We start from the raw sequence: 19,605 nt of genomic DNA on the forward strand, positions 1-19,605 counted from the left end.
AACGCCGGGCTTAGCCCAGGTTAACCCCAAAGTTCGATGCCAACGGTGCCAGACCGCCTGCAAAGCCCTGGCCGATTGCCTTGAACTTCCACTCTTCGCCATTGCGATACAGCTCGCCGAAGACCATGGCGGTCTCGGTGGATGCGTCTTCGCTCAGGTCAAAACGTGCCAGCTCTTTGTTATCCGCTTTGTTCAGTACGCGGATGTAAGCGTTCGACACCTGGCCGAAGTTCTGCTTGCGGCCATCAGCGTCGTGGATGGTCACGGCGAAAGCCAGTTTCTTGGCTTCTTGTGCCAGACCAGCCAGGTTGACGTTGATTTGCTCATCGTCGCCTTCGCCAGCGCCCGAACGGTTGTCGCCCTGGTGCACGACGTTGCCGTCCGGTGAGGTTTTATTGTTGTAGAACACAAAGCTGCCGTCGTTCAGCACTTTGCCGCTCTCGCCAACAATAAATACCGAGGCGTCCAGGTCGAACTCGGTGCCGTCGGTGACACGTGGATCCCAACCCAGGCCAACAATTACTTCTGTCAGGCCAGGTGCTTCTTTGGTCAGGGAGACGTTGCCGCCCTTGCTCAGACTTACTGCCATGTTCGTGAACCCTTATATAGAAAGATGGATGGGTCGATTAAAACTTCAGACCGAAGCTTTCAGCCAATGGCTTGAGGCCACCGTTGAAGCCCTGGCCTACAGCGCGGAATTTCCATTCGGCGCCATTGCGATACAGCTCGGCAAAGATCATTGCGGTTTCGGTGCTGGCATCTTCCGCGAGGTCATAGCGAACAACTTCGTTGTTGTTGTCCTGGTTGACCAGACGGATGAAGGCATTGCGCACCTGACCGAAGTTCTGCTTGCGGGCGTCAGCTTCGTGGATGGTCACAGTGATCGCGATCTTGTCGATCTCGGCAGGGACTTTGGACAGGTCGATCTTGATCGCCTCGTCGTCGCCGTCGCCTTCACCGGTACGGTTATCGCCGGTGTGCTCAACCGAGCCGTCGGTGCTTTTGAGCTGGTTGTAAAAAATGAAATCGGAGTCAGCGCGTACTTTGCCGTCAGCCTTGAGCAAGAAAGCGCTCGCATCCAGGTCGAAGTCTTGACCATCGGTGGAACGAGCGTCCCAGCCCAGGCCCACGAGGACTTTAGTCATCCCCGGAGCTTCTTTGGACAGGGACAGGTTGCCGCCTTTGGAAAGGGAAAGTGCCATGTGTAATTCTCCTTAGTAATGTGCGATCAAGCGTTCGTGTCGTTTTTAACGTCGGACTGCTCTTCTTTACCGGGAAACATGATGCTGGCCACAACACCGATGGCCAGTACCACCAACACCACGATCAGGCTGGTGTTTGGATCAATTTCATAACCATGGCCAAACAGGTGATCGGTTGCGTTCAAGGCCAGCTTGCCGGCGATAAAGAACAACAGCGCGATAACCGATTTCTCCAGGTGAACCAGGTAGCGCTTCAGCGCTTCGAGGACAAAGTACATGGTCCGCAGGCCAAGAATGGCGAACATCATGGCCGAGTACACGATCAACGGTTCACGGCTCACTGCGATCACTGCAGGTACGGAGTCGAAGGCGAACAAAATGTCCGAAACCTCGACCACTACCACACACAGAAACAGCGGTGTCGCGAACAAGGTGCCTTTGGCAGCCAAGGTCATTCCCTTGTTCTGCGGCTTCGTGATCTCTTTTTCAAGCTCTTTGCGCGAAACAAAGAAATTATGTCCGTGCAGCTTCGGCCAGACCGGGAACAGTTTTTGCGCAAAGCGGTAGGCCATGTGCTTGGAGTAATCCTCCTCCTCATCCTCTTCCTTGCTGCGCAGCATCATGATTGCGGTCCAGGCCACAACCACCGCGAACAGCACTTCGACCCAGGGACCGAACGCCAGCAGGCCGGTACCGATTGCCACAAAGATCAGGCGGAAGACGATGGCACCGATGATGCCCCAGTACAGAACGCGGTGACGCAGCGCGTCAGGCACCTTGAACCAGGCAAAGATGGCCATGAACACGAACAGGTTGTCGACGCTGAGCACTTTTTCCAGCGCATAACCGGTAACGAACAGACTGGCCACGCTCGGACCGTGGGCGTAGTACAGGTAACCCGCGAACGCGAGCGAGATCAGCACCCAGAACACCGACCAGACGGCGGCGTTGGTCAGCGTGACCGGTTTATCGCTTTTGTGGGTAAACAGGTCGACTGCCAGAGCAATGACCGCTAGCGCCACAAATACAGCGATGGTAGTTGGCGGAAAGCCAATTGCCGTGTTTTCCATGATGTCCTCAGAGATCAAAATCGCCAGGGTTCAACCCCAGCTCATTGCAGATAGTGCGGCAAGCAGCCCGCTCACTTTCATCGAAGTTGCCGTCGGCGCTACCGATTGCGCAGCAAACACGCACCAGCAGACGGGCAGCATCTTCTTTTTTTCGTAACTGACCGATCGACTTCAGGGCTTCTGCGCGACCGATCTGCTGATCGAATTCAAACTTGTCGCAGACCTCGTTGAAGGACTTGATCACGTCTTTAACGTCAAAGGCCTTCAATTCGTTTGAGTTCTGGATGAACCCGACCATCTTCTGCTTTTCGTCGCTGCTGATGTTGCCATCAGCTGCCGCCACCAGTGCGCATCCGGAAACCACGGCTTCCATGAACTCACGGTTTTTAAATTTGCTGACTTCCGCCGAAAGCTTGTCACGGGCGGCGGTTGCGTTGGTTTTCAGCCATTCAAGCATTGGGGTCACCTTGTCAGAAATTGAGTGAATGCCGCCAGCCTCGGCTGGCGGCCAATTACATAACGCTCATTTGGAGCCGGCAGCCCAGCGCATGCCCCAGCCAAATGCTTTGTCCATGTCCGAGTGCCCTTTGAAGAACTCGACCCTGCGGTTGACCTTGACGCTGCCACCGACGTTTTCGAGCAAGGCAATGGCGCACATGCCTTTGGTGCCGCCCTCTTCACTCAGACGCACTTCAATTGGGGGCTCGCCCGGAATATACAAGGTAATCACGCCATCGGTGGCCTGCCAGTTCGGGGCGCCTTCGTAGATGAATGCGTACACCAGTACGCGACGCATCTTGCGCCACTCCTTGCCGTTGATGCGCAGCCACTCGCCGTCGCTCACGGAGCCGGTGCGGTCGTCACCCATCAATTGAATGAACGGCTCGTCACGGAAATCGCCAAACGCGTTGCCCAGGGCCTGAACGGCACCCTTGCGGCCGTTTTCCATTTCGTACAGGCAGCCGACATCAAGGTCGATACCGCCCGACTTGCCGCGCAGCGAGGCAAAGAAACCACCGCCGCCGCTCGGCGTGGCGCGGTTCCAGTTGAGGTTGATTTTGATCTCGCCAAAATCACCGTCCTTTTTGTCCAGGCTGATCGAGGGACGCTGCTTGTCGAGGGTGATTTTCGACAGGTTGACCTTCGATGCCGGGGCTGGTGCAGCCGCCGGAGCAACAACTGGCGCAGGCGCTGCTGGCGGTGCTGCCGGGGTCGGTGCAGGTGCAGGTGCCGCAATATCAACCCCGAAGTGCTGGGCCAAAGGCGCCAGACCACCGGCAAAACCCTGGGCCACGCAACGGAACTTCCACGCGCCCTGGCGGCGGTAAAACTCGCCGAGGATCAATGCGGTTTCCTGCATGCCCACGGTCGGAATCGGCGCTTCAATACCGCCGCTCACAGACACATTGAGCTGCGGGAACGCGTCGAATCTGGCCTTGTTCTCATAAATGGTCGCGGTCAGTGCGACTTTATCGATAGCCGCGTCTATGGCGTCCAGATTGAGGCTGAACACGCTGCGACCGGGCGCAGATTCCGCCAGCTTTACCGCGCCATTGTTGACGCTTTGCTGGCCGAAGAAACACATGTCGTTGTCACCGCGAACCTTGCCCGACTCATTGAGCAGGAAGGCCGACACGTCCAGATCAGCCCCCGGCACAGGGCTGTAGCTGATGGTGACACTGAGGGTGCCGGTGGTCACCGCAGTGTTGGCGCCGGGAGTCAGAGTACTCATGGGCGCACCGCCTTGGCGGCCTCGCTGCTCAGGTCCTGTGCCGTACGGCCATTGGCAACGGTACCCACTGCGGTCAGGTCCCAACCCGCCGCAGTACGGCTCAGGTAGGCCATTACTACACCGGTGTGGCGGCCCTTGTCGGACAGGTTGAAGCGCGCCAGTTCCTTACCGCTCAGTTCATCGACGATACGGCAGTAGGCATTCTCTACCGCTTCAAAGTTTTGCCCGGTAAACGAGTTAACGGTAAACACCAGGTGTTTCACGCTGGCGGGCAGTTGCTCAAGATTGACCTGTATCGACTCATCGTCTCCATCGCCTTCACCCGTACGGTTGTCGCCGGAGTGAACGATGGAGCCGTCAGTGGATTTGAGCTGGCGGAACCACACCAGATCCTGGGGTTGGCCGGCACTGTCGAGCAGGATGCATGAAGCGTCCAGATCGATGGCGGTATCACTGTTGAGCAATTTGGCAAAAAAACCGCTCGGCTTGACCGGGTCCCATCCCAGGCCCATGCGAATTTTCTTAAGACCGGTTCCGGCTTCTTTCTCGAGAGAAATGGTTTGGTTCTTGGATAGCGAAATGGCCATGAAGCGTCTCCTTGTCTGCACTGAAGCACGATAGGTTGGTGCTGATTATTGACGTGCTTTGCTTACGCCTTGCTTACAACTCTTCGCGCAAGCACACATCAAGTGGCCGCTTGCGGCGCCACAGCGCGTGAAATTCGCGCCAATGTGGCTCCTCGGCGGCTCCGAGCATTTGTTCATCACCCCGGGTGTCACCCCAGGCGCGCAATGTGTAGCGGTCCAGAGGCCCATACTTGGCCTCTAACCGGATGACTTTTTGTTCACAGCGACAGTTGGTACCGTCGATCTCTCCCGTCAGTACGCCGTCGACTGATGCCAGCCGGGTACCGATCAGGCCGATACCAAGCTTTTTGGCGAAAGGCGTGAGCACCAGTTCGGGGGACGCCGAGCAAATGGTGACCGTGGCGCCCTGCTCCAGCTGGTTGGCGACAGATGTTAAGCCCAAAGGGCGCATTAGGCGCTGCCACGAAACGTCACAAAATGCTTCTGCACGTTCCTTGACCCAGGCTTCTTTGGCACCTGTCAGATAGACCGTGATCAGCTTTTCCTTCAAATCATTACGCGATATCTGACCCAGCAGGTAACAAACTGTTGATGGAATCATCCGCATCAAGCGCATGGCGAACAGCCGGTTGCCAAAAGCAAAGCGCAAAAACGGCACAAAGGTATCGTGATAGGTCAGCGTGCCATCGAAATCAAATGCTGACAGAACCTGCTTGCCTTTAACTGGTGTATTCAAAACGTCGTTCAACCCACTAATTCAGCCAATCGCAGGCTGCCTCCAAAAGTGTCCGACGAGCCGCCGGTTTCAGGGCGAACCCCCTGCCAGTGCGCTCGCTCAATAATTGTTTGCGCCCATTTGTAATGGGTCGCAGGCTCGCACATGGCGTCGTTGAACTTGAACACCGCAGGCGCCGCCTCACTCAGTATGTGGCGTGCGCTATTGAGATCTTCAAGGCTGACTTGCAACGCCCTGTGGATAACTGCAATTTGCGACGGATGGATAGCGGTTTTACCCACCAGCCCGTGGGCCATGTCCAGCGCCAGTTCCTGCTCCAGCAACTGCGGGCTATTGAGCTGTTCAAACACCGGGGCCGTAAGGGCGAAACCGGCAGAGCCCATCACGCCGCACAGCATCGGAATAACATAGCTCATGGGCGTGCTGTACAGGGTCATCGCCGGGCTGCGACGCAAGCCCAGGCAACCCATCAAATCGTTGCCGCCGATGCGCAAGGCGATAATCCGCCCCGGCAGTTGCTCGAGCATCGCACTGCGCAATTCAACCATGGCCCCCGGGTCATACACCTCGGGAGTTTCCAGGGTCGGCATCAGCATCAATTCGTTGCGGGTCACCGCCTGCTGCCACTCGCGGATATTGCCAAGACGCAGTTTGGGCACCACAAAACCGTCGACGTGACGCATCAACGACCACTCATTAAGCACCGCTGCCATTGCCGCATCCCGGGGCCGAACAAACAGGATCGGCCCGCCGGACGGTCGACCGCCGCGCGCCTCGATGCCCAGCAACAGATTTTTCAGGTTGCTGAGCCCCTGCTGCACGTCCGTCTCGGCCACTGCGTCTTCAAGGCACACCACCAGCGAACGCAGGCCCTGGATTTTCTCGCCCATGACCACGTCCATAATGTCGGGACGGGTGGCCGGCATATAAAGAGTGGCGCCCAAGGCAAAGGCGGAATGCTTGATCATCAGCGAACACTCCTGATTACAGTCACGGCGCGATACGGCCCCAACTCTTCACCGACTTCTTCGACCTCGATATTCGCCTGCCGGGTAAGGTGCAGCAGCAATTGAACATCCTGATCGTCGCGGTTGCGCACCAGCACGTGGTCCGGCACCCGGCGCATGACTGCGCGCGTGGCCTCGGCGATGCCCGGTTTGACGCGGTTCGGGTTGCTCACTGCAAACCGTGTCGAGATACGTTCGACCGCAGCCACGGCTGAGCGTTGCAATATTTGCGCCTGCTCCGCAGTCCAGGGTTGGGCGGCTGCCTGGGGCGCCAATTGCGCACGCTCGGCTTCGATACTGCGGATAAAGTCTTGTGTCACGTCGTGCCCGGCCAGATGCGAATACACCACGCAACCATGCAGGCCGGGGTCTTGCGGCCAGATCGAACGGGAAACAAGGCCCGACACTGTCGCCCCCAGGATGCCCGAAGGAATCAGCCAGTCTTCTGCCGAAGCCGCCAGCCAGGCCCTTCCGCAGGGGTCGGCCAGCACCACCAGGCGCGGGTCGGCCGGGAAACGCGAATCGCCGGCCAGGCTGTCGCGGATCTGCCCGCTGATTGCACCTTTGCCGGTCCAGCCATCCACAAACACGATGTTCTCGGCGCCGTGGGTCTTGATGATAGCTTCGAGTGCGACGTTGTCGATTCCACGATCACGAATAATGCTGATCCCGTAATGCCGGGCGTCACGGCCCGATTCGACCAGCGCACGACGCAACAACACACCCAGCGGCAACCCGGCACGCACGAACGACACCAGCGCAATGGTCGGGCCGTTGTAACGCTGGTCCAGGGCCCGGGCCAGCGCCTGTACATCTGCGGCCATGCGCGCGCCGTTCTGCGCCAGCGCCAGGCGGTACAGGCTTTTATGGGTGTCGGACGGCGGATGCTCCTGGCTGATCATCTCCGAGTAGTGACGCTGACGGGTCTGGATCAGGCGCTCTTTTTCCTGCACATCGGTGACTTCAATCTGCATGGTGCGCAGCAAAAAATGCACATCATCGGTGGCATAACTGCCACTGCCGACGGTTTGCAGGCCTTCGAAAGCATTACTCATGGCTGACGCTCGCCAGCACATGACTGGCCAGCTGACCACGCTTGGGCGTCCCCCACCAATCGCACTCGGTCATGAAGCCCATGTCCGAGACACTGTCGCCAAAGCCCAGCAACGGTCGTTTACCGTTGATCGCCTGATCGCGACGTACCCATTCGCGCACTGCGGCGCGCTTTTGCAGGGCCACCGGCAGGAACGCCAGGTTGTTGCCGTTGCCGTGCACGTACAACCCGTCCAGCAAACCGCGCGCCTTGACCACGGCCAGCACGGTGAGCAGTGCATCGTCAGTTTCGTTGTTGTGCTTGGTGACCACGTAATTGGCCAGGCCTTGCTCCTCAACCACCCAGCCACGCAGGGAGAAACCCAGCTCGGCGCCAATGGCCAGGGTTTGCTCACTCAACTGATGCAGGCGGGTTTGCTCCAGCGCCAGCTCAGTACCCATGTGCGCATGCCAGACCGGGTCCAGCGAACCGTCAGGATTGAGGATCACCCCGCCATGGGCGCACACCGCGCCATGCACAAAAGGCAGTTGCACCCGTTGATAGGCCTCGATGCTGCGGGCGGTCACCGGGACCACATCGGCGGTGGCCAGCAGCCATTCGACGAAGCTTTTCTGCGTCGCGCTCATAAAGCCGTTGGGCTGACCGTCCACATCCAGGGTCGCCGGGAAGCGTGGCTCATCCCCCATTTTGCGGGCGGTCTGAAACAGGGTGTCGTCCAGATCAACGAACACCAGTGGACGATTAACGCTCATCAACGATCACCTGTGCATTCAATGCGCTGACCAGCGCCGGATCCACCGCCGCTGCCGGAGTTTCAGTACAGATCAGCACCCGGTCGAACTGGCCGGGAGCGACGTTGTACAAGAAGTTGGGAATACCCAGACCGTAGTTGTCGCAGAACGACAGTGCATGATCGATGGCATGCCCCAGCGCAATCGGCGAACGGCTGGTGGAGCTGAAGTGCACATCGGCACCGGCTCGCTCAAGGCGCTCGGCCAGCAGGAACGGGCGCCATACATACTCGCTGGTACCAATGACCAACACCCGCTCCCCTGGCAAAACCTGCAAGCCGGGCGCCAGGGTATCGAGGTGTTCACGCACCCCCATACGGGCCCAGTCGCGATTCGGGTCCAGGGGCCAGTCGCCCCGGGCCACACTGCCGACTTCAGGCATGTCGGGCAGTTCTGCGGCGGGGTCTTCGGTGAAGGTGTAGCGACCGTCGAGCAACGACACGCTGCTGACGTGATCGCCCATGGCCTTGCGCACCGCGTCCCCGGACCAGTCGGTCAGGGTTGCCGTGACTATCCGTTGAATGGAATCCAGCCCGGCTTCGGCAAGCGCCTTGCTCAGGTTGATGAAGGTATTGCCGGTCGAGGCTTCGTCGTCCACCAGAACCAGCGAACGGGCAGTCAGCATCATCTCCCGGGTCCTGGCATCTTGCGGCAGGTGCAGCAAATGCGAGCTGGCGTGGCTGTGTTCTTCTTCAAAACGGGTGAACAGTTCGCCGCCGGTGGGGTGGCGACTGCTGCACAGGTACAGGCTGTCATCACGGGTCCGGCTCAGGGCGCGATGCACACCTGCACCCAGGCCCACGGCGGTTTCTGCCATGCCGATCACCAGCACCGGGCCAGGCAGGTCGGCAGGGATTTTCGCCGCCAGCGCGTTAAAACTTGCGGCCATCAGCGACGGACGAGCCGGGATATGCCGGCCGAGTACACGGGAAACAAACAAAAAAGCGCGCTTGGGATTGCGGCGCTCGGCAAAACTGAAAAGTGCCTGGGGATCAAAGGTCGATGCATTGACCTCAACATCCAGTCGACCGCGCTTAAGGTTTGCGTGCAAAGCCTTGGATCCGGTCATGGGGTTACCGCTGTTCATCAATGTTTTACTACCTGGAAAGACTTAAAAAGTGAGGGACGATCTGGGAGCCCGGGTTTTAGGACAAGTTAAAAATGGTTACCAAAGATGGCCAAAATCAATTCTGCCGATCCAAAAGCGCTTCGCCGCAAACCGGAACCACGACAGTGATCGCCTTTACCTGAACATTCTCGCGCCAGACACTGGCCGGCGCGGGCATTCCCAGGCGACGGGCGGCGAAAATACCGGGCAGGTTAACCCCCGCTTCCCGGGTATAGCCGATACCACCGGAGTAACGCAGATTGATCTCCAGCAGATGCGGATTGCCTTCGGCATCATCGCGGGTTTGCACGTTGACGATGCCGTCGCAGCAAAAATGCCGCGCGGCCCTGAGTGCCAGTTCGACGGCGGCACCGTCGCATTCGAATGACTGCATCAGCCCCTGTTTGCGCCGCCCGACATATGCCACCGCGTTGCCCGCTTCGCACACCATGTCCACCGACACCTCGCTACCGGGCATGTACGGCATGACCAGCAACGGTTTGGGCTCAATGGACTGGCCGTAGGCCCGGGCAAATACCTCGGCATTCACCTCATGGGCATCGGCATTGGCAAAGCTGCGAAACGGATCGACATCATCCCCCAGGCGCCAGAAGCCCTGACCATAAATACCGCGGGTCGGTTTCACACACACCTGCCCTTCACGGGACAGCCGCGCGTAGGCCTCTTGCAGCTCGGCCTGGTTGTGCACGGTCACCGCCGGAATGCAGGCAAGCCCTGCGGCCAGCGCCTGACGGGTGAATACCGACTTGTCGTCGACCCGCTCAAAGGTGTTCAGGTCCAGGGCGCCCGTGACCAGTTGCAAGCCTGCGGCCTCGAATTGGCCACGATGGGCTTCATAGACCTGCCCCACACGCCCGGCCAGCACCAGCTTGATCTGATGGCTCAAGGCCTGCTCAATGACCCAGGCAATACGCTCTTGATTGTCCAGCGGCTCGCGCCAGGCGACATCCGCCAGTCCGGTTATTTCAGGGCGATTTTGACGGTGCGAGGCGAAAATCCGAACTGTATCGGGCAGCGCCGCGCGCGCGCCGGCAATCACATCGCGCTGGCTGGATTGCCCTTCAAGAAACCAGATCATGAACATCCTTTGCTGCAGAGGGAGGAGACACACGTTGAGCGCGGGAGTCTAGCGGATGGGGCCGGCAGATGCCCCAGTGATTGACCGGTGTGCCTGCCGGAGCTGGCAGGCCGGCGCCCGGATGAGTACCTCCCGCAGCCCGCACACCCTTTGCAGCCCGGAGGTCTCAGGTTTCACATTTTGTTAAGAATTGCCCTCCTATACTCCAGCGCACCATTACTTCCGACTCTGCCCTGGTAGCCAAATGCGCCTGACCCGCCCTGCTCTGCTGTTATTGCTGCTCGGTTGTCTGCTGTTCTTTTTTGCCCTGGGCAACCACCAACTGCAAGGCTCGACCGAGTCCCGGGTAGCGGGCATCGCCATGCAGATGCACCTGAGCAACGATTGGGTGACGCCGTCCCTGCTCAACCAGCCCTTCCTCGAAAAACCGCCGCTAAGCCTGTGGCTGGATACGGGCGCCATTCGCCTGTTCGGGGGTGAACTGTTCGCCGTGCGCCTGGCATCAGCCTTCGCCGGATTATTTTGCGTCATGTTGCTATACGCCATGCTGCGCAAACTTGGACGCCCCACGGCACTGGCCTGGACGGCTGCCGCCATGCTGGCGACCATGGGCAGTTTTTGGGGCAATACCCGTCAAGTGGGGGAAGATGCCCTGCTGACATTGGGCGTGAGCATGGCGCTGCTGGCGTTTTTTCACGCCAGCCGCCAGCCGGGCTTTGCACGGGGCAGCTGGCTGCTGTTTGCTGCCGGGATCGCCATTGCAACCCTGAGCAAAGGAGTATTGGGGCTGGCGCTGCCAGGGGTGGTGATCTTTACATTTCTGCTGTGCGAAAGCCTGATAGAGAAGCGCTTTGTCCTGCGAGACTGGCTACGGCCGGCACTGTTGACCCTGCTGGGACTGATTCCGCTGATGATCTGGTTGTGGGTGCTGTATCAGCGCGGCGGGCTCCAGGCTGTGGGCGAAGTGCTGTGGACCAACAGCGTCGGACGTTTCAGCGGCTCCTTTGTTGATGCCGGGCATTACGAACCGTTTTACTACTACCTGAGGAAGCTGCCCGAAGCCTTCCTGCCGTGGAACCTGCTGACCTATCTGGGGCTCTGGCACTTTCGCCGGCAACTGCGAAGCAACCCGTATCTGCTGTTCTTCTGTGTCTGGCTACTGGCGCAGTTTCTGCTGCTGAACCTGGCCTCAAGCAAACGTGCGGTGTACCTCATGTCACTGACCCCGGCCGCTGCTGTCATTGCCGCCGAATATGCCCGGGTGGTGCTGGACTGGCTGTACAAGAAAAGCCGGACCTCGACCCTGGCCAGATTCCTGAGCGAGCATCATCGTGCCCTGGCGGGAGTGGTTTTAGCCTGCATCGTGGCCAGCTACCTGCTGGCGGCGCTGTGGGCGCCACGGGCCGACAAGGAGGAGTCATTCCAACCGGTAGCGGCCCATGCACTCAACCTGCAAGCCGCCGGCAAACACATCGCGTTGATGCAACCGGACGAACGCCTGGGCGCATTGGTGTTCTACAGCCAGCAACTGCAGCAGACGCTGGACTCCACAGCCGAACTGCAGGCCTTTCTCCGCGCCTCGCCCGATAACGTCGCCATCGTCGAACAACCGGTTATACCCGGGTTAGCCTTGAACATAGTGGACAAGGTCAGCGTCGGACGTCACCACTATTACTTCATCAGCCTGGCAACGCCCGGGCCCCGGACTTGATCCCGGGCAATACAAAGCCGGTTAGCGTGGCCGATTACCCTGCATTGACTACGCTCCCTGTGCTGGACGATTCCCAGCCAAGGAGCCTGTCATGACCATCAACATCACCAGCAAGACCCTGAGCGACTATGACGCTCATCTGGCGTTCAATACGGCCACCGCGTTTCTGCGCAAGTCCGATCTTGCCAACTATTTGATTGATCAGCTTGAACAGCAAGACGTAAAACTCAGCATTGACGTCAGCAGCGACCCGGCGCTGGCGCAAAAGGATGCTTCAAACAACGGGGTGATTTTATGGAACCTGCACACCGCGACCTCGCCAAGCCCGCAACTGGCCGACGTGGCGGCCCTGCTCAGTCGTATCCCGGCCGGGCAGAAGCAATACATCACCAGTCAGTGGGTGCTGATGCATTTACTCGCACTTGCCTGCCATCAATTAAACGATCAGCTGAATTTTCGCGATGCGGATGCGACGTGGCCATGGCTGGACGAAAAAGTCCTGAGCGCCGGCGATATCGAAAATGTTGTGGCCCGTGAACTCAGCGACCTGCCGTTGCCCGAAGAGCAAAACTGGAACCGCCTGCTTAATCGGGCTTGAGCTGCACACAGGCCTGGAGAGGTTGTCAGTCAGGGCAAACCCTGTGCAAGCATGGCTTGCCCGCGTTAGCACCGGCTTGTCTGCACTGCAGACAAGCCGGCACCTGCAGTGGAATTGGCTCAGAATTGCGAGGCTTCGAACACGTGATGCTCTGGTGCTGCCTCCGGCAGGATGGCCGACCAGTCGTTGGTCTCGACATACCCCAGCATCTGCGGGTCATGGGTGCCATCGTCCTGGATGAACAATGAAGCCCCGTAGCCGAACGTTGTATCCGTTGGCACATGCATGTCCGCTTCCAGCGCGTCCATGCATTCGCTGTGGGTCACCAGCACCAGGTTGCGCCCCGGCACCTTGTGCTTGAGGGCATCACGCAACATCGTGCCGCGGCAGTTGAATAACCAGTCCTGCGCCGGCACCGGGCGAATGAACATGGCATCGGCGGTTTGCCGCGCCCGGGTCAACTCACTGCTGTAAATATCGACGTTCTTCAGCCCCAACTGCCTGAAATTGGCGCCCAGCCCCTGAACCACCTCTTCGCCATGCACCGTGATCCCGTCAGGCAGGCCCAGGCATGGGGTCGACGAGCGATCGCAGCGCTCGCCATGGCGCACCAGTGCAATCACATCACCTCTGGCCCAGCTCTGGGTCAGGGTCAGTACCTGTCCGGCATGTTTTGACTGCGCCAGATTGGGCGCCGGCACTGGCGCCAGAAGGTTCCACGTGACCGCACCGGTGAGCAGGCTTGCGGCGACTATCACCAATGCATTTCTGTAACGCGCCAGCACACCGCGCAGCATGGCACGTGTGGCTCCAGCCAGACGAAGACTCAAAATCACGGAAGAAATACCCTCTATGGCAGTCAGTGGACGACACTGGCCGTTACCCTAAAACGCGAATATGACAATGGGTCGATGCGCGCCTCTTTTTGTAAGAGCAAAGATTGCACACGACGGATATCGGTTAGCTGAACCAGATTCTAAAAATCCCCACGTCAGGGACAGGTGAAACGAATGTGAAAAAAAACGTAAAGCCGCCCCTTGCCCACATGCTTGCAAGGGCTTTTCGCCGAATATTCATTGTTATCAAGAAAACATTTCAGCTCTGAGAACTGCCGCCGATACACCCCAACACAAGCATTCTGCTGGGCCAATAACTAAAACCCTCCAGCGAAATTCGATCCTGCGTGCACCGTTCCTGGAGAACTTTATGAACAGCTGGCTGAGCAACATCAGCGTCAACCTGAAACTGACCCTTGGCTTTGGCCTGGTACTGCTCCTCACTTGCGTAATGGCGATCTTTGACTGGCTCAGCCTGGACAAAATGGTTGATCGCAGTAACTGGATGAGCGATATCACCCGGCTCAATACCGCGTTTACCAACCTGCGGGTGACACGCTTGCAGTACATGCTGACTGACGGCGACGAGACCGCCGCGCAAGCAGTGCAAGGCAGTATCGATGCCTTTCAGGAACAGCAGAAAAAGTTGATCGACACCTTCAAGAGCCAGGAAAACCTCGTACTGCTCAAGGAGCAGCAAGCCATCATCGGCGACTACGAGCGCGCACTGGTGACCATGCGCAAGGCATATGTCGAGTCTGCCGAAGCGCGGGCCGCCATGGACCGCAATGCCAAACTGGCCCAGGACGCCATCGCCACGCTGCTGGCCAGCACCCTGCAACTGCCTGCCGCTGAAGAGTCCCGTTTCGCGATGTACCAGACCGTGTCTGAAGTCCGCGAACAATTCCTGCTCTCGCGTTATCAGGTCCGTGCCTATATTGCTGCGCCAACGCCGGCGACCGAAAAGGCCGCCAGCCAGCAACTGGAAAAGACCGTCGACAGTCTTGAAAAGCTCAATCCTTATTTCGCGACGAGCGCCGCAGAGACCCTGCGTACCCTGACCCGGACCATGGAGCAGTACCAACAGGCGCTGCAGGTGTACAGCAGCACCGACAACACCATCATCGACGTGCGCAAGAAGATGACCGAGTACGGCGCCAGCGTTCTGAGCCGCAGCGATGAGCTGTACAAACTCCAGTTGCAGCGACGCGACATCGAAAGTGCCACCGCCAACAGCATGCAAGCGATCACCACCCTGCTGGTGCTGCTGTTCGGCATCGCTGCTGCGGTGATCATCACCCGCCAGATTACCCGCCCGTTGCGTGAAACCCTGGATGTGGTCGAGCGCATTGCCAGTGGCGACCTGAGCCACAACCTGCAGGTGACCCGTCGCGATGAACTGGGTGTGTTGCAGCAAGGTATTGCGCGCATGGGCACCACCCTGCGCGACCTGATCGGCGGTATTCGCGACGGGGTTACGCAAATCGCCAGCGCCGCCGAAGAGCTGTCAGCGGTCACCGAGCAAACCAGTGCCGGGGTCAACAGCCAGAAGATCGAGACCGATCAGGTGGCCACTGCCATGCATGAAATGACGGCGACCGTGCAGGAAGTTGCACGCAATGCCGAGCAGGCTTCGCAAGCCGCCGCAGCCGCCGACGGCGAAGCCCGTGAGGGCGACAAGGTGGTCAATGAAGCCATTGACCAGATCGAGCGTCTGGCAGTTGAAGTCGGTCGCTCGACCGAAGCCATGGCCGTGTTGCAACAGGAAAGCGACAAGATCGGCAGCGTCATGGACGTGATCAAGGCCGTCGCCGAGCAAACCAATTTGCTGGCCCTTAACGCCGCCATCGAAGCCGCCCGTGCCGGTGACGCCGGACGCGGTTTTGCCGTGGTGGCCGACGAAGTGCGTGGCCTGGCCCAGCGTACGCAAAAATCCACCGAAGAGATCCAGACCCTGGTTGCAGCCTTGCAAAGCGGTACCCAGCACGTGGCCAACGTGATGAACAACAGTCGCTCCCTGACTGACAGCAGCGTGACCCTGACCCGCCAGGCGGGCACCTCGCTGCAGGGCATTACCCGTACCGTGTCGAACATTCAGTCAATGAACCAGCAGATTGCCGCCGCCGCCGAACAGCAAAGTGCAGTGGCTGAAGAGATCAGCCGCAGCATCGTCAATGTGCGCGACGTTTCCGAGCAAACCGCAGCCGCCAGCGACGAGACGGCCAAGTCCAGCGTTGAACTGGCGCGTCTGGGCAATCAGCTACAAGAGATGGTGAGCCACTTTAAAGTCTGACCCTCACTGCAGGAGCGAGCCTGCTCGCTCCTGCACCGGGACCATTGAGCCTCCTCTCTATCGGGGCAGAAACACACCGGCGCGGTTACCGTTGGCCACGCCGTTTTCATAACTCAACACCCCGTTGACCCACACCCCGTCAATCCCTTGTGCCGCTTGTTGCGGGGAGTTGAAGTCGGCGACATCACGTACTTTCGCGGCATCGAACAGCACCAGATCCGCCCAGTTGCCTTCGCGTATTTCTCCCCGCCCCTCAAGACCAAAACGAGCCGCCGACAACCCGCTCATTTTGTGCACCGCGGTGTGCAGCGGGAACAACCCCAGGTCACGACTGAAATGCCCCAGCACCCGTGGAAAAGCCCCCCACAAGCGTGGATGCGGAAACGGGTCGTCAGGCAGGCCGTCGGAGCCGATCATTGACAGCGGGTGCGCCAGAATCCTGCGAACGTCGCTTTCATCCATCCCGTAATACACCGCGCCCGCCGGTTGCAGGCGCTGCGCTGCATCCATCAGCGATACGCCCCAAAGCCCTGCTATGTCCTGCAAGTCACGCCCGCCCATTTCAGGATGCGGGGTCGACCAGGTAATGGTGATCCGGAACGCGTCAGTCACTTGCTTGAGGTCCAGAGTCGAAGAACTGGCGGCGTAGGGATAACAGTCGCACCCCACAGGATGGGTTTTCGCTGCCTGCTCCAGAGCTGCCAGCAAGTGCGGACTGCGCCCCCAGTTACCCGCCCCGGCACATTTGAGATGGGAAATAATCACCGGCACCCGGGCCTGGCGACCGATCAAAAACGCTTCATCCATGGCCTCCAGCACCGGCTCGAATTCGCTGCGCAAATGCGTGGTGTAGAGCGCGCCGAACGCGGTCAGTTCTGCGGCCAGCTGCAGCACCTCGTCGGTCTCGGCATTAAACGCACTGGCATACGCCAGCCCTGTGGATAACCCCAGCGCCCCCGCTTCCAGGCTTTCCCGCAGCTGCTGACGCATGCCGCGAATTTCGCCGGGGGTGGCGGTGCGCTGCAGATCGTCCATGTGATTGCTGCGCAACGCCGTATGACCGATCAGCGCACCAACGTTCAACGCGGGACCGGCCGCCGCAACGGCGGCGCGGTAGTCGCTGAAACGCGGGTAGGCAAACGCGGCCTTGTTGCCCAGCAGGTTCATCGGGTCCGGTGGCTCATCGCGCAAGGTCACCGGCGACGCGCTGATCCCGCAGTTGCCGACAATCACTGTGGTCACGCCCTGACTGAGTTTGGGCAGCATCTGCGGCTGGCGGATCACCACCGTGTCGTCGTGGGTGTGCACGTCAATAAAACCCGGCGCCAGCACCCGGCCCACCGCGTCTATTTCCCAGGTGCCGCGCACATCACCGAGGTTGCCAATACGCTCGATACGCCCTGCGCGTACCGCCACGTCAGCGCTATAGGCCGGCGCGTTGCTGCCATCTATAACCCGGGCATTGCGGATCACTGTGTCGTAGTTCATTTCAATCCCCCAATGGCAGGCAATCATCACCGCCGCGATAGTCATCCAGTGCCAGTTTGATCCGGCGCAAGCGCTCCTGGTTGGCTTCAGGCATCGACAGCGCCAGCTCGGTGGCAAGCACGTCAATGGCCAGCAGCATCCCGTAGCGGGCCGCCGTTGGTTTGTAGATAAAGCTGGTTTCCACCCCTTGCAGCGCCAGCACCACATCGGCCAGTTGCGCCAGCGGCGTAGCGGGCCGGGTGATGGCAATCACTTTGGCGCCATAGTTATGCGCCAGCTTTACCACCTCGATCAGCTCGGGGGTCAGGCCGGTCAGCGAGCACACAATAACGGCATGCTCCGGTCCCAGGGTCGCCGCCGTGACCCGCATCATCACGACGTCGCGACAGGCCGCGACCGGGTACCCCAGGCGCACCAGACGCACCTGCAATTCATCGCTGTAGACACTGGAACAGCCGCCCATCCCGAACGCATGAATCATCTTCGCTTCGCCCAGCAGCTTGACCGCATCGGCGAAATGCACGCCATTGAAGCCGGCCAGATGCTCGTGCAGCGTCGATTCAATATCACTCACAATCTGACGGAAAAAAGCCGACTGCTCAGGCATGCTGCCGGTATCGAGAAAACGACTGCCCACCCCGCTGGCCTGGGCCAGTTGCAGGCGCAAGTCACGCAAATCACGGCAGCCGACACTGCGCGCAAAGCGCGACAGCGTGGCGCTGCTGACCTCGGCCCGCAGCGCCAGCTCATCGAGGCTGGCACTGGCGGCAAAACCGGTATCGCTGAGTATCAACCGGGCAATGCGGGCCTCGGCAGCGCTGAAGGTGTCCTGGCGAACCCGGATTTGATACAGGATGTCCATTTAAATCAGCTCTGAAAGGATCAGGGTAAAACCGAACGCCACGACTGAAATCAAGGTTTCCAGCACGGTCCAGGTTTTGAAGGTTTGGGCGACAGTCATATTGAAGTATTCCTTCACCAGCCAGAAGCCGCCGTCGTTGACGTGGGAAAAAATCACCGAGCCCGCGCCCGTGGCCAGCACCAGTAATTCCGGGTGCGGATACCCCAGGCCCAGCGCCACTGGCGCCACAATCCCCGAAGCCGTGGTCATGGCGACGGTGGCCGAGCCCGTGGCGATGCGCATCAAGGCCGCAAATACCCAGCCCATGAACAGCGGTGACAGCTGAAAGTCCTGGGCCAGACCGACAATTTCGGTGGTCACCCCCGAGTCGATCAGAATCCGGTTCAGGCCGCCCCCGGCCCCCACCAGCAGTGTGATGCTGGCCGTAGGCGCGAGACATTCGTTGGTGAATTTGAGGATAGATTCACGGTTGAAGCCCTGGGCCAGCCCCAGGGTCCAGAAGCTGACAACCGTCGCAATCAGCAAAGCCATTACCGAGTTGCCGATAAATTGCAGAAACTGATTAAACCCGCTGCCGGGGGTAGAGATCAGGTCGGCCCAGCCGCCTATCAGCATCAGCACGACCGGCAACAGAATCGTCGCCAGAGTGATGCTGCAACTGGGTAACCGGGCCCGCGGTTCACGATTGATGAACTGCTGTTCCAGCGGGTTGATATCGGGCAACTGAATACGCGGCACGATGAATTTGGCAAAAACCGGACCGGCGATGATCGCAGTGGGGATGCCGATCAGAATCGCGTACATCAGAGTTTGCCCGACCGACGCCTGGTAGGCCTGTACTGCCAGCATCGCTGCCGGGTGCGGTGGCACCAGTGCATGCACCACCGACAGCCCGGCCACCATCGGCAAGCCCACCATCAGTACCGACACCCCGACCCGCCGGGCAACGGTAAAGGCGATCGGCACCAGCAGTACAAAACCGACCTCGAAAAACAGCGGCAAGCCAACCAGGAAGGCGATACAGACCATGGCCCAATGCGCGTTGCGCTCACCGAAGCGATCGATCATCGTCCGTGCTACCTGCTCCGCGCCCCCCGACTCGGCCATCATCTTGCCAAGCATGGTGCCCAATGCCACCACCAGCGCAATATGCCCCAGGGTTTTACCGACACCGCCCTCGTACGCCCCGATCACACTGCCCGCAGGCATGCCCGCCATCAGGCCCAGACCGATGGCCACCAGGGTAATGACGATAAACGGATTGATCTTGTAGCGCGCAATCAAAACGATCAGCGCAATGATGGCAATGGCCGCATATAACAGCAGCCCATAGCCCGAAGATGGCGTCATGCGATGTTCCCCCGGCAATATTTTTTGAGTTCTTCTGAAACTTAAAAAGCATTACCGGGGTGAATTAACAATCTTTGTGAA

19 protein-coding genes and 1 pseudogene are annotated in these 19,605 nt (G+C 59.4%); 4 read left to right on the top strand and 16 right to left on the bottom strand.

The window, feature by feature from the left end; all coding sequences use genetic code 11:
* Positions 1-10: 10 nt before the first annotated feature.
* The 12 genes from FEZ21_RS00550 to FEZ21_RS00605 all read right to left on the bottom strand — a co-directional run bounded on the left by FEZ21_RS00550 (position 11) and on the right by FEZ21_RS00605 (position 10,386).
* Positions 11-589 (bottom strand): TerD family protein, encoded by a 579-nt coding sequence (locus tag FEZ21_RS00550; RefSeq protein ID WP_003439429.1) that lies wholly within the window; start codon positions 587-589, stop codon positions 11-13.
* 37 nt (positions 590-626) lie between these two features.
* The gene (locus FEZ21_RS00555; protein ID WP_003439428.1) at positions 627-1,202 is read right to left on the bottom strand and encodes a TerD family protein; all 576 of its coding nucleotides are present in this window, start codon (positions 1,200-1,202) and stop codon (positions 627-629) included.
* Between the two features lie 26 nt (positions 1,203-1,228).
* Positions 1,229-2,272: a TerC/Alx family metal homeostasis membrane protein gene (locus FEZ21_RS00560; protein WP_003439426.1), complete on the bottom strand. Its 1,044-nt coding sequence runs from the start codon at positions 2,270-2,272 to the stop codon at positions 1,229-1,231.
* A 7-nt stretch (positions 2,273-2,279) separates the two neighbouring features.
* Positions 2,280-2,729, bottom strand: a complete 450-nt coding sequence (locus FEZ21_RS00565; protein ID WP_003439424.1) for a tellurite resistance TerB family protein — start codon at positions 2,727-2,729, stop codon at positions 2,280-2,282.
* Positions 2,730-2,795: 66 nt separating this feature from the next.
* Positions 2,796-4,004, bottom strand: coding sequence for a TerD family protein (locus FEZ21_RS00570; RefSeq protein WP_127196842.1), 1,209 nt, complete (start codon positions 4,002-4,004; stop codon positions 2,796-2,798).
* Positions 4,001-4,591, bottom strand: a complete 591-nt coding sequence (locus tag FEZ21_RS00575; RefSeq protein ID WP_003439420.1) for a TerD family protein — start codon at positions 4,589-4,591, stop codon at positions 4,001-4,003. The genes FEZ21_RS00570 and FEZ21_RS00575 overlap by 4 nt, the downstream gene beginning before the upstream one ends.
* Positions 4,592-4,664: 73 nt before the next feature.
* A complete protein-coding gene (locus FEZ21_RS00580; protein ID WP_003439418.1) occupies positions 4,665-5,339 on the bottom strand; it encodes an HAD-IB family hydrolase in 675 nt (224 codons plus the stop codon).
* Positions 5,336-6,295: an HpcH/HpaI aldolase/citrate lyase family protein gene (locus FEZ21_RS00585; protein ID WP_003439417.1), complete on the bottom strand. Its 960-nt coding sequence runs from the start codon at positions 6,293-6,295 to the stop codon at positions 5,336-5,338. Before FEZ21_RS00585 ends, FEZ21_RS00580 begins: the two co-directional genes overlap by 4 nt.
* Complete coding sequence (locus FEZ21_RS00590; RefSeq protein ID WP_003439415.1) at positions 6,295-7,389, bottom strand: cysteine protease StiP domain-containing protein; 1,095 nt, start codon at positions 7,387-7,389, stop codon at positions 6,295-6,297. Before FEZ21_RS00590 ends, FEZ21_RS00585 begins: the two co-directional genes overlap by 1 nt.
* Positions 7,382-8,140, bottom strand: a complete 759-nt coding sequence (locus FEZ21_RS00595; protein ID WP_003439414.1) for a hypothetical protein — start codon at positions 8,138-8,140, stop codon at positions 7,382-7,384. The genes FEZ21_RS00590 and FEZ21_RS00595 overlap by 8 nt, the downstream gene beginning before the upstream one ends.
* Entirely contained in the window at positions 8,130-9,266 is a 1,137-nt protein-coding gene (locus FEZ21_RS00600; protein WP_010657268.1) for a phosphoribosyltransferase domain-containing protein, read from the bottom strand. Before FEZ21_RS00600 ends, FEZ21_RS00595 begins: the two co-directional genes overlap by 11 nt.
* 97 nt (positions 9,267-9,363) lie before the next feature.
* Positions 9,364-10,386: an ATP-grasp domain-containing protein gene (locus FEZ21_RS00605; protein WP_160626230.1), complete on the bottom strand. Its 1,023-nt coding sequence runs from the start codon at positions 10,384-10,386 to the stop codon at positions 9,364-9,366.
* A 244-nt stretch (positions 10,387-10,630) separates the two neighbouring features.
* Between FEZ21_RS00605 and FEZ21_RS00610 the strand changes: the two genes are divergently transcribed.
* Positions 10,631-12,097 (top strand): glycosyltransferase family 39 protein, encoded by a 1,467-nt coding sequence (locus FEZ21_RS00610; RefSeq protein ID WP_160626242.1) that lies wholly within the window; start codon positions 10,631-10,633, stop codon positions 12,095-12,097.
* A 91-nt stretch (positions 12,098-12,188) separates the two neighbouring features.
* A complete protein-coding gene (locus FEZ21_RS00615; RefSeq protein ID WP_003439405.1) occupies positions 12,189-12,695 on the top strand; it encodes a hypothetical protein in 507 nt (168 codons plus the stop codon).
* 119 nt (positions 12,696-12,814) lie between these two features.
* Here the strand turns inward: FEZ21_RS00615 and FEZ21_RS00620 are convergent, their stop codons facing one another.
* Complete coding sequence (locus tag FEZ21_RS00620) at positions 12,815-13,492, bottom strand: histidine phosphatase family protein (RefSeq protein ID WP_003439403.1); 678 nt, start codon at positions 13,490-13,492, stop codon at positions 12,815-12,817.
* Between the two features lie 544 nt (positions 13,493-14,036).
* On the opposite strand from FEZ21_RS00620, the pseudogene FEZ21_RS22820 reads away from it, so the two are divergent.
* Together FEZ21_RS22820 and FEZ21_RS22825 are read left to right on the top strand one after the other, a co-directional pair.
* A pseudogene (locus tag FEZ21_RS22820) lies at positions 14,037-14,969 on the top strand (methyl-accepting chemotaxis protein); the annotation flags it as partial.
* A gap of 141 nt (positions 14,970-15,110) precedes the next feature.
* Positions 15,111-15,824 carry a methyl-accepting chemotaxis protein gene (locus FEZ21_RS22825; protein ID WP_369826392.1) on the top strand — a complete coding sequence of 238 codons (714 nt, stop codon included), beginning with the start codon at positions 15,111-15,113 and terminating at the stop codon, positions 15,822-15,824.
* Between the two features lie 57 nt (positions 15,825-15,881).
* Here FEZ21_RS22825 and FEZ21_RS00630 read toward each other — a convergent pair whose 3' ends face one another.
* From FEZ21_RS00630 to FEZ21_RS00640, 3 genes are read right to left on the bottom strand one after another with little or no spacing between them, the layout of a single operon-like run.
* A complete protein-coding gene (locus tag FEZ21_RS00630; RefSeq protein WP_127196848.1) occupies positions 15,882-17,312 on the bottom strand; it encodes an amidohydrolase family protein in 1,431 nt (476 codons plus the stop codon).
* A gap of 1 nt (position 17,313) precedes the next feature.
* Positions 17,314-18,174 (bottom strand): MurR/RpiR family transcriptional regulator, encoded by an 861-nt coding sequence (locus FEZ21_RS00635; RefSeq protein WP_003439399.1) that lies wholly within the window; start codon positions 18,172-18,174, stop codon positions 17,314-17,316.
* Positions 18,175-19,524 carry a gluconate:H+ symporter gene (locus FEZ21_RS00640; RefSeq protein ID WP_003439398.1) on the bottom strand — a complete coding sequence of 450 codons (1,350 nt, stop codon included), beginning with the start codon at positions 19,522-19,524 and terminating at the stop codon, positions 18,175-18,177.
* Between the last annotated feature and the right edge of the window lie 81 nt (positions 19,525-19,605).

Origin of the sequence: Pseudomonas sp. 9.1(2019) (assembly GCF_009910445.1) — a bacterium.
GTDB classification, from domain to species: domain Bacteria; phylum Pseudomonadota; class Gammaproteobacteria; order Pseudomonadales; family Pseudomonadaceae; genus Aquipseudomonas; species Aquipseudomonas paraversuta.